At 68.2% G+C, this 9,405-nt stretch carries 9 protein-coding genes and 5 pseudogenes; 6 read left to right on the top strand and 8 right to left on the bottom strand.

The features are described from left to right. A pseudogene (locus CSW58_RS03645) lies at positions 1 to 165 on the bottom strand (enoyl-CoA hydratase); the annotation flags it as partial. A gap of 304 nt (positions 166 to 469) precedes the next feature. On the opposite strand from CSW58_RS03645, the gene CSW58_RS03640 reads away from it, so the two are divergent. Further along, entirely contained in the window at positions 470 to 826 is a 357-nt protein-coding gene (locus tag CSW58_RS03640; RefSeq protein ID WP_099446348.1) for a response regulator, read from the top strand. A 163-nt stretch (positions 827 to 989) separates the two neighbouring features. Further along, positions 990 to 1,529, top strand: a complete 540-nt coding sequence (locus tag CSW58_RS03635; RefSeq protein ID WP_236627630.1) for an MSMEG_1061 family FMN-dependent PPOX-type flavoprotein — start codon at positions 990 to 992, stop codon at positions 1,527 to 1,529. Between the two features lie 88 nt (positions 1,530 to 1,617). Here CSW58_RS03635 and dksA read toward each other — a convergent pair. Both dksA and CSW58_RS03625 read right to left on the bottom strand, forming a co-directional pair. After that, positions 1,618 to 2,047, bottom strand: a pseudogene (gene dksA / locus CSW58_RS03630) (RNA polymerase-binding protein DksA). A 210-nt stretch (positions 2,048 to 2,257) separates the two neighbouring features. After that, positions 2,258 to 2,722, bottom strand: coding sequence for a flagellar assembly protein FliX (locus CSW58_RS03625; protein WP_304441626.1), 465 nt, complete (start codon positions 2,720 to 2,722; stop codon positions 2,258 to 2,260). A gap of 184 nt (positions 2,723 to 2,906) precedes the next feature. Between CSW58_RS03625 and CSW58_RS03620 the strand changes: the two are divergent. The 3 genes and pseudogenes from CSW58_RS03620 to CSW58_RS03610 all read left to right on the top strand — a co-directional run bounded on the left by CSW58_RS03620 (position 2,907) and on the right by CSW58_RS03610 (position 4,833). Then, positions 2,907 to 4,033 (top strand): annotated as a pseudogene (locus CSW58_RS03620) (flagellar basal body P-ring protein FlgI). Then, positions 4,033 to 4,379, top strand: a pseudogene (locus tag CSW58_RS03615) (rod-binding protein). The pseudogenes CSW58_RS03620 and CSW58_RS03615 overlap by 1 nt, the downstream one beginning before the upstream one ends. Positions 4,380 to 4,383: 4 nt before the next feature. Next, positions 4,384 to 4,833 (top strand): flagellar basal body protein, encoded by a 450-nt coding sequence (locus tag CSW58_RS03610; protein WP_099446346.1) that lies wholly within the window; start codon positions 4,384 to 4,386, stop codon positions 4,831 to 4,833. Positions 4,834 to 4,972: 139 nt separating this feature from the next. On the opposite strand, the gene CSW58_RS03605 is transcribed toward CSW58_RS03610, so the two are convergent. From CSW58_RS03605 to CSW58_RS03585, 5 genes and pseudogenes are all read right to left on the bottom strand, one after another. Next, a complete protein-coding gene (locus CSW58_RS03605) occupies positions 4,973 to 6,049 on the bottom strand; it encodes an alkene reductase (RefSeq protein ID WP_099446345.1) in 1,077 nt (358 codons plus the stop codon). Positions 6,050 to 6,195: 146 nt separating this feature from the next. Next, positions 6,196 to 6,354, bottom strand: a complete 159-nt coding sequence (locus CSW58_RS13980) for a hypothetical protein (protein ID WP_099446344.1) — start codon at positions 6,352 to 6,354, stop codon at positions 6,196 to 6,198. Positions 6,355 to 6,408: 54 nt separating this feature from the next. Further along, positions 6,409 to 6,786: a hypothetical protein gene (locus CSW58_RS14755; RefSeq protein WP_236627629.1), complete on the bottom strand. Its 378-nt coding sequence runs from the start codon at positions 6,784 to 6,786 to the stop codon at positions 6,409 to 6,411. Positions 6,787 to 6,914: 128 nt separating this feature from the next. Then, a pseudogene (locus CSW58_RS16030) lies at positions 6,915 to 7,088 on the bottom strand (glutathione S-transferase C-terminal domain-containing protein); the annotation flags it as partial. Then, positions 7,049 to 7,549 (bottom strand): glutathione S-transferase N-terminal domain-containing protein, encoded by a 501-nt coding sequence (locus CSW58_RS03585; protein ID WP_099446341.1) that lies wholly within the window; start codon positions 7,547 to 7,549, stop codon positions 7,049 to 7,051. The gene CSW58_RS03585 and the pseudogene CSW58_RS16030, both read right to left, overlap by 40 nt. 283 nt (positions 7,550 to 7,832) lie before the next feature. Here CSW58_RS03585 and CSW58_RS03580 point away from each other — a divergent pair. Further along, the coding region (locus tag CSW58_RS03580; protein WP_099446340.1) for an ATP-binding protein at positions 7,833 to 9,405 on the top strand (1,573 nt) is incomplete at its 3' end.

Here is a 9,405-nt window from a genome sequence, read left to right as displayed (position 1 = left end):
CGCCGGTCAGGATCACGCAGCGGATCTCCTGATCGTCATTGATCGCCTCGCAGGCCGCGGCCACCTGGTCGCCGTCGCCCGGCGCGCCCAGGGCGTTCATGGCCTCGGGACGGTTGAGGTCAAAATCGCGATGTGGCCGCGCTTTTCGGTGAGGATGATGGACATGGGAGCTCCTGCCGGACTTTTCGCCCTGCATAACGCAATTTCGCGGCGGGGAGGCAAGCCATCCTGTTTTACCAGAACAATGTTCACTTAAGGTCCGCCCCCGCCAAGTGATGGCAAGTGTTCACCTGGTGACGCTTCCCGAAACGGAAGGCGAAACGGGCATGGCGCGGCGCCACGCTCAGCAGTGACGTTGGACGCTTGACGAATTCGTGAAGCCAGCCTGCAGAAATCGTTGGCGTGCAGCGGAATCATGCGGTCCTAATCACGTCAGGGACGACTTTTTCAACGGCGGCTTACAGTGCACATGTCCCATCGACATGCCTTGATCATCGAGGATGAGATACTCATCGCGATGGAGGTGGAGGCCCTGCTCGAGGAGCAAGGCTTCGATAGCTTCGATATTGCCGAAAGTCCGGAACAGGCGCTGGTCTGCGCCATGCGCCGCCCCCCCGATCTGATCACGGCCGACTACCGCATCGTCGGCGGCACCGGGATCGAGGCCGTGGCGGCGATCGAGGCGCGGCTCGGGCCGATTCCCGTCGTCTATGTCACCGGCAACGCCGACCTGATCGAGGGCCGGTCGAAGATGGTGGTCGACAAGCCGATCTCGCCCAAGCGCCTCGCGGAGGCCTGCGCCCTGGCGACCCGCGCCCTGATCTGACCGGGGCCGGCCCGGGTCCAGGGGGACGTTTCGCGCAGGTCAAGCTTGGCGACGGCTGGTAGGGTGGCGCTCTCACGCGGGAGTCGCCCATGACCATCATCGCCAGCGTCGCGGACCTCGAAGCGATCTATGACGAGACGCCGGCCCGGCCTCGACCGTCAAGGTGGCCGACCACATCACCGACGACTACCGGGCCCTGATCGAGGCCTCGCCCTTCGTGGCCCTGGCGACGGTCGGGCCCGAGGGCCTGGACTGCAGCCCGCGCGGCGACAGGCCCGGCTTTGTCCGGATCGCCGATCCCAGGACCCTGATCCTGCCCGACCGGCGCGGCAACAACCGCCTCGATACGCTGCGCAACGTGGTGCGCGACCCGCGCGTGGCGCTGCTGTTCCTGATTTCCCGGCTCGGGAACGACTTTCCGGGTCAACGGCCGGCCGTGATCAGCGCCGATCCGGCCCTGCTCGACAGCCTCGCCATCGACGGCAAGGCCCCGCGCACCGCATTGGTGATCACCGTGGTCGAGGCCTATTTCCAGTGCGCCCGGGCCATCGTCCGCTCAGGCCTGTGGAAGGCCGAAAGCCAGGTCGACCCCAGGACCATCCCCTCCCCCGGCGCCATGCTGGCGGCGGTGACGGCCGGTGAGGTCGGCGGCGAAACCTATGACCGCGACTGGCCTGACCGGGCGGCCAAGACCTTGTGGTGAAGGACGTTCGAACCGGCGCGCCGCCATGAAAAACGGCCCCGCGTTCGCACACGGGGCCGTTTGAAAAACACATCAGGGACGCGACGCTTTAGTCGTCGCGGTGGACCCGTTCGCGGCGCTCATGGCGCTCCTGGGCTTCCAGGCTCAGCGTGGCGGTTGGACGGGCGTCCAGCCGGGCCAGGCCGATCGGCTCGCCGGTCTCTTCGCAATAGCCGTAGGAGCCATCCTCGACGCGGCGCAGAGCCTGGTCGATCTTGGAGATGAGCTTCCGCTGGCGATCGCGGGTGCGCAATTCCAGCGCACGGTCGGTTTCCGACGACGCACGATCGGCGAGGTCGGCATGGTTTTCAGTCTCGGCCTGGAGATGCGAAAACCGTTTCGCGAGATTCGCGAAGGATTTCATCTTTCCACGCCAGAAGCTTCAGCTTGAAATACTCAAGCTGGCGCTCGTTCATGAACGGCTCGTCCTCGGAAGGACGATACGATCCCGGTACATTAAGAACACTGGCCGTTTGCATTAACGCCTCACGCCCCGATGAACTCCGCCCTGATCAGGCGGGGGTGCTTATACCAAAAGAATGGAGTCGTTCAATGAACGTCGCGTGAGCGGGGCGTTCAACCGGACGTCGCTCGCGTGAAACGGCGCCCTGGAAGCCTGCTCGCCTTTTGGGTGGAGGCGTCTCGCGGGCCGAAGCCGGATCGGGCGCGGACCTGTCCATCGCCGCCGCCTAGCCGCGCTGGGCCTGTTCGAGCTTTGCGGCCTCGACCGCCGCCCGGGTTTCGATCTCGTTGAGCACCGACTCCAGTTTCGGATCGTCGGTGGCCTCGCGGTGCTGGCGCACCGTGCGTTTGAGCTGTTCGAGCGTGCCGGTGGTCACCTCGCCATCGAGCATGGCGATCTTCATGGCGTCCAGCAGGTCGAGGATGTCGTCGGCCCGTCGCACCGCGCGGCGCTTGCGCTCCAGCGGATCGCTCGCGCCCTGCAGGGCGAGCAGGGCGTCCAGCGAGCCCAGGCCCGCCACGCCGCCGGCCTGGGCGACGCTGGCCGCGCCGCTGGCGGCGTTGACCGAAGGCAGGGAAAAGCCCGCGCCGCCGCCGCTGGCCCGCGCCCGCGACGCGCCAGTCGCCCCCACGCCTCCCGTGCCCGAAACCTTCATCGCCGACAGCTCCACGCGCTCGAAAAGGGGAGTCACTATCCCCGATTTGAGGCCATCTTCGGCCAGGGCGCTTGCGGTATGGTTAATGCCGGGCAGAATCTGCCGAACCAGCGTGACGGCGGCAGGATACCCCCCTCGCGACACTGAATTCATTGCACTTTTTCGTGGCCCGGTTCTGGCATGGGGCGTGGCGGGGATATGCCCCGGGTGCAGGAACTCCATGCGTCGTTCATTCTTCAGCTCTCTGCTCGGCCTGGTCCTGACCGCCGCCGCCCTCACGGCCTCGCCGTTTCTGGGCAGCCCGGCCTGGGCCAAGTCGCGGATCAAGGACATCGTCGCCTTCGAGGGCGTGCGCGACAACCAGCTGATCGGCTACGGCATCGTCGTGGGCCTGAACGGTTCGGGCGACAGCCTGCGCAACGCGCCGATGACCAAGCAGAGCCTGGAGGCCATGCTCGAGCGCCAGGGCGTCAATGTCCGCGACGGCAACCTCAACACCAAGAACACCGCCGCCGTCATGGTCACGGCCAACCTGCCGCCGTTCTCGGCGCCGGGCGCCAAGCTGGACGTCAATGTCTCGACCCTGGGCGACGCCAAGAGCCTGCTGGGCGGCACCCTGCTAGTCACCGCCCTGCAAGGCGCCGACGGCCAGACCTATGCGGTGGCCCAGGGCACGGTCCAGACCGGCTCGGTCTCGGCCGGCGGGGCCTCGGGCTCGTCCGTCACCAAGGGCGTGCCGACCGCGGGCCGGATCGCCGCCGGCGGCATCATCGAGCGCGAGACCGGCTTTCAGATGGTCAATATGGGCGAGCTGCGCATGACCCTGCGCAATCCCGACTTCACCACCTCGCGCCGCATCGCCGACGCCATCAACGGCAAGTTCCCGCGCAGCGCCCAGGCCCAGAACCCGACCATCGTCGCCGTGCGTCCGCCGGCCGGCATGGACATGATCAGCTTCATCACCGCCGTCGAGAACCTCGAGGTCGAGCCCGACGGCCCGGCCAAGGTGGTGATCGACGAGGTGGCCGGCGTCATCGTCATGGGCGACGACGTCCGCATCAGCCAGGTGGCCATCGCCCAGGGCAACCTGACCATCTCGGTGCAGGAAACCCCCGCCGTCAGCCAGCCGGCCCCGTTCAGCCAGGGCCAGACCAAGGTCGTCCCGCAGTCGGCCGTCAGCGTCGACGAGGAAAAGGGCCGCAAGCTGCTGACCCTGGGCGGCGGCGCCTCGCTGAAGAGCCTGATCAACGGCCTCAACGCCCTGGGGGTCACCCGCGCGACATGATCTCCATCCTGCAGGCGGTGAAGGCCGCCGGGGCCCTGCAAGCCGACATCGAGGTGATGTGATGACCCCTCTGTTCGCCCTCTCGGCCCTCGGGGCCGGCGTCTCGATGGCGCCCCGGTGATCGACACCGCCAAGGCCGCCCTCGCCTCCAGCACCCAGGACCTGGCCCGCCGCGGCAAGATCGGCGAGACGGCCCAGAAGTTCGAGGCCTCGTTCCTGTCGGTGATGATGCAGTCGATGTTCGAGGGGGTGAAGACCTCCGAACCGTTCGGCGGCGGCCAGGGCGAGGAAATGTTCAAGTCGCTGCTCACCGAGTCCATGGCCAAGGAAGTCGCCAAGGCCGGCGGCGTCGGCCTGGCCGACACCGTCCAGCGCGAGATGCTGAAGATGCAAGGTCTCAAGGAGTAAGCTTATGACCCTGGCCGCCACCGACCCCGATGATCGCGTCGAGCAGCTGATCATCCTGACCGAGCGCCTGACCGACCTGATCGCCAAGGAGGCCACCGCCTTCGAGGCCCGCCGGCCGCAGGACGCCGTGCCCTATCTGCAGGAAACCGCGCGCCTGGCCAATCTGTACCGCCACGAGTCGGCGCGGGTGCGGGCCAATGTCCAGCTGATCGCCTCGGCCAGCCTCGAGCGCCGTCACCGCCTGATCCGCGCCACCGAGGCCTTCGACGCCGTCCTGGCCCGCCAGGGCCGCGCCGTCGCCGCCGCCAAGACCGTCACCGAAGGCCTGGTCCGCGCCATCGCCAACGAAGTCGCCGACCAGCGCCCCCAGGCCTCGGGCTACGGCCCCAGCGCCGGGCGCGGCGCCGCCTACCGGGACAATGCGACAGCGATCACGCTGAACCAGAAGGCTTAGGGGCGGCTCGCGCGCAGATCCTCCCCCTGAAGGGGGAGGCGGCCGAAGGCCGGAGGGGGGAGTCGCAGAGAGACCGCCATACTTCCCCCTCCGGCCCTCCGGGCCACCTCCCCCTCTGGGGGAGGATCTGAAGCCCCGCTCACACCGTGACCGGCTCTCTAACCGCGCCCAAAGCCGGATAGTCCGTATAGCCCTTCTCGTCGGGACCGTAGAAGGTCGAGGCGTCCCAGGGGTTCAGCGCCGCGCCGGTCTTCAGGCGTTCGGGCAGGTCGGGATTGGCGATGAAGGCCTTGCCGAAGGCGATGGCGTCGTACTGGCCGCTGCTGACCGCCGCCTGGGCCGTCTGGGCGTTGAACTTCTCGTTGGCGATATAGACGCCGCCGAACGCCGCCTTCAGGGCCACGCCCAGGCTGTCGTCGCCGGCATATTCGCGGGCGCAGAGGAAGGCGATGCCGCGCCGGCCCAGTTCCCTGGCCACATAGCCGAAGGTCGCCGCCAGGTCGGAATCGCCCATGCTGTGGGAATCGGCGCGCGGGGCCAGGTGAACCCCGACCCGGCCGGGACCGAACACCGAGATCGCCGCGTCGGTCGCATCCAGCAGCAGGCGGGCGCGGTTCTCGATCGAGCCGCCATACTGGTCGGTGCGCTGGTTGGAGCCGTCCTGCAGGAACTGGTCGAGCAGATAGCCATTGGCGCCGTGCAACTCGACGCCGTCAAAGCCGGCGGCCTTGGCGTTGGCGGCGGCGCGGCGGAAGTCCTCGACCACGCCCTGGACCTCTTGCGTGCTCAGGGCGCGCGGCGTGCCATAGGGCCGCTCGGGCCGCAGCAGGCTGACATGGCCCTTGGCCGCGATGGCGCTGGGGGCGACGGGGGTCTCGCCGTGGAGCAGGGACGGGTCGGAGATCCGGCCGACATGCCAGATCTGCATGAAGATGCGGCCGCCCTCGGCGTGGACGGCCTGGGTGACCTGTTTCCAGCCCTCGACCTGTTCTTGCGACCAGATGCCGGGCACGCCGGCATAGCCGACGCCCTGGGGCGAGACCGGCACGCCCTCGCTGATGATCAGGCCGGCCCCGGCGCGCTGACGGTAGTATTCGGCCATCATCGAATTGGGGATCTGGCTGGGACCGGCGCGCAGGCGGGTCAGGGGCGCCATGATCACGCGGTTGGGCAGGTCCAGGTCGCCGAGGCGCAGCGGGTCGAAAAGCGTGGGCATGAAAGGCCGTCCTTGTGGAAGAAGCGCCGCGCGGCGGCGCATAACTGGCATGTGGCGCCGCGGCGCGGCGAAACAACCGGCGCGGCCCCCCAGTTCTGCTGAAGGCGCCGGGGTCAAGATCTGGGAAGCACCGCGGCCCGACGGGCCTATTTGGGTCCCAGGGTCGCCAGGACGATGAACAGCGAGCCGATGCCGCAAGCGAAGACCCAAAAATCCCGCTCCGCCGAGCGCGGCCTGGGGCCCGCGACCGCCGGCTTGCCCTTGGCCTTCTTGTCGCTCTTCTCGGGTTTGGCCGCCTTGCTCATCCCGCCATTCAAGCTCGGACGGCTGAACAGGCCGTTGCCAAGCGCGGTTAAGGCTCAACGCCTCGCGTCGCCCCACACCTCCTGATGGCCCAGGCGTTCGACCGGGCGGCGTGTGGTCAGGGTCAGCAGGTCGCCAAGCCCGACCCGCTCCAGCAGGACCCGACCCTCGCCATCCGGCGAGGCGGCGGCGGCCTGGACCTTCTGCAGCAGATAGAGGCGGTAGGGCATGACGGCGACCTCGATCTCGACGCCGCGCCAGGTCAGGCCGGTCTTGCCGATCGCCCGTTGGCCCGGGTCGGCCAGGCCATTGGTTCCCGCGACGAGGTCCGGCCGCTCGGCCAGCCATTGGTCGGCGTAGGCCACATAGGCGCGCACCTCGGGCAGGTAGTCGCGGGCCACGAAGGCCAGCAGGGCCGCCAGGGTGTCGGGCACGCCGTCGTCGGCGAACAGCTCGGGGCCGGCCAGCCGTACTCGGCGGAATCCAGGTCGGCGCTGTTCATCCGCTCGACCCAGCGCCAGACGCGGTGAGCCCGGCGCTTCATCAGCAGGCTGGGATAGGGATCGCGGGCCAGGTGGGCGAACAGCGGCCCGATCAGCCCGTAGTCGCCGATGGTCGGCCGGCCGCCCAGGAGGTAGGGCGCGTGGGCCAGGTGGGCGTCGAACAGGTCGAGGAATTCCTCATAGGCCGCCTCGATCAGCGGGATGCTCTGCTCGTTGACGCCAAAGCCGGCCATGGCCTTGCGCATGCGGCGCGCGGCGCCCTCGAAGCGCTGGCCGGCGGCCTCCCGCGACGCACCCGGGCCAGGGCGGCGGCGAAGTCGCGGGCGATGAAGGGCTGGTTGGTCTCGTCGAAGTTCCAGCGATAGTGCATGGCCGGACGCAGCAGGCCCTCGCCGCCGAACAGCTCGAACACCTGACCGATGACCCGGTGACGCGGCGTGGTAGGATAGGCCGGCCAGCGCTGGTCGCCGCGCGCCTCGAAGGCGGCGATGATCTCGGCCCCGTCCTGGATCAAGGCCCCGTCGGGGGCCTCCAGCACGGGAATGATCCACCGCCCCACGGCCGGCGCTATGGTCTCCATGAACCGCGCCTCGCCCGCCGCCCGGTTCTCGAACGGCACGCCCTGCTTGATCAGATAGGACCGGGCCTTGGCCGTGTAGAGCGAGCCCGGCATGCCATAGAGCCTGTAGTCCATGCGCCTGTTCCCCCGGCTGCTGACGGTCGAATCCTATGACATGAGGCATGCCACAAACAGTCCCATTCGTCGCCAGACCCGCCTTGACAGATTAAGGCGCGAAGGCTGTTCCGGCCATCCAAAGGCGCCAGGCGGCGCCGCCTGGCGCGCCCCGCCCAGGCGTTCGCGGCAATCTGCCGCAGCCTCAAGGCGGATCCTAAGCCCTGGAAAGGGCTAGCTTCAACAGCAGGTTAAGCTCACGCGCCTAGCCTTCGACGGCACGTCACGAGGTCCTGAAACCGCTATGCAGTCGGTCGCCAAGCTGGACGCCATCCCGGATCAGGAAGTCGTCGCCGTCAGGATCCCGATCCTTCGCGGCTATCTGATCGCCGCGGCGGGCTATTACGCCCTGATCAGCTTTTCACACCCCTTCTATGAACACGGCCTCGTCCTGGTTGTTCTCGAAGGCCTGGCGCTGACGGCGGCGGTGCTGAGCCTCTATCTTTGGCGTCGGCTGGCGCGCAGGCCGACCAGCCTGACGGGCCTGGAAGTCGCCGCCCTGGCGGTCAACGCCCTGTTCCTGGCCAATGTCGCTGCCTATCAGGCGGTGCATTTCGAGGCGGCCAAGCTAGTCTATTTCGTGCTCCTGGCCTTGGTCTTCGCCACCACCGCGCCGAGCCCGCGCGTAGCCTATGCCAGTGCTTTCGCCGCGCTGATCAGCCTGTTTCTGATGGCGCGCGATGCGCCGGGCGACACGGTCGCCCAGTACGGATTCATCGGGGTGGCTGGGGCCTTCACGGCCCTGGGCATGTCGACCCTGATGAACGGCGCGGTGACGCGCGAACTGCGAGCCCGCGTGGCCTCCGAGGCCCTCAACCGCAAGCTCGAGGGCGAGCTGCGCGAGAACCGCCGACTGAAGACCGAGGCCCAAGACCTAGCCACGGCCGCCCAGACCGCCAGCCATGTGAAGACCCAGTTCCTGGAAACCATGAGCCACGAGATCCGCACACCGCTGAACGGCGTCCTCGGCATGGCCCAGGCCATGGGCGGCGACGTGCTGAGCGACAACCAGCGGGACCGGCTGAAGGTGATCCAGGACTCCGGGCGTTCCTTGTTGCAGGTGATCAACGCCATATTGGACGTGTCTCAGATCGAGGCGGGGCGGATGGAGATCCGTCGGGCGCCCTTCGATCTCGGCGCCGTGACCGACAGCCTGCGTCAGCTCTATGCCGGCCTGGCCCAGGATAGGGGCCTGACCTTCAGCCTGGACGTGGCGCCCCAGGTCCGCGGCTGGCGTGAGGGCGACGAGACCCGCTTCACCCAGGTGCTGAGCAACCTGATGTCCAACGCCATCAAGTTCACCGACACGGGCGGCGTCGAGGTGAGGATCTCGGGCGATGAAGCCGGGCTGCGCGGCGACGTGATCGACAGCGGCGGCGGCATTCCCGAGGATCGCCGCGCTCAGGTCTTCGAGCGCTTCATTCAGGTCGACAGCTCCTCCACGCGGCGCGCCGGCGGCAGCGGCCTCGGCCTGGCCATTTGCCGCGAGCTGGTCACCCTGATGGGCGGCGCCATTGACTGGGCGGGCAGGCCCAGCGGCGGGACCTGCTTCACCTTCGACGTGCCGTTCCCCGCCGTGCCGGCCCGATCGCTACGCGCCGGCCTTGCCCGTCGCGACACTGTCCTCCCCGAGCGGCGCGGGGCGAGGATTCTGATCGTCGATGACAACGCCATCAACCGCACGTTCTGGAGGCGATGCTTAGCCCCCTGGGGTGTATTGCGGATGGCGAGGACCGCGCCAAGGCCCTGGAGAGCTGGGAGACCGAGGCCTGGATGCGATCCTGATGATATTCACATGCCGCGCATGGACGGGCTCG

The sequence above is a fragment of the Caulobacter sp. B11 genome (assembly GCF_002737765.1).
In the GTDB taxonomy this organism is placed as follows: domain Bacteria; phylum Pseudomonadota; class Alphaproteobacteria; order Caulobacterales; family Caulobacteraceae; genus Caulobacter.
This window is presented reverse-complemented; position numbering and strand designations above follow the sequence as displayed.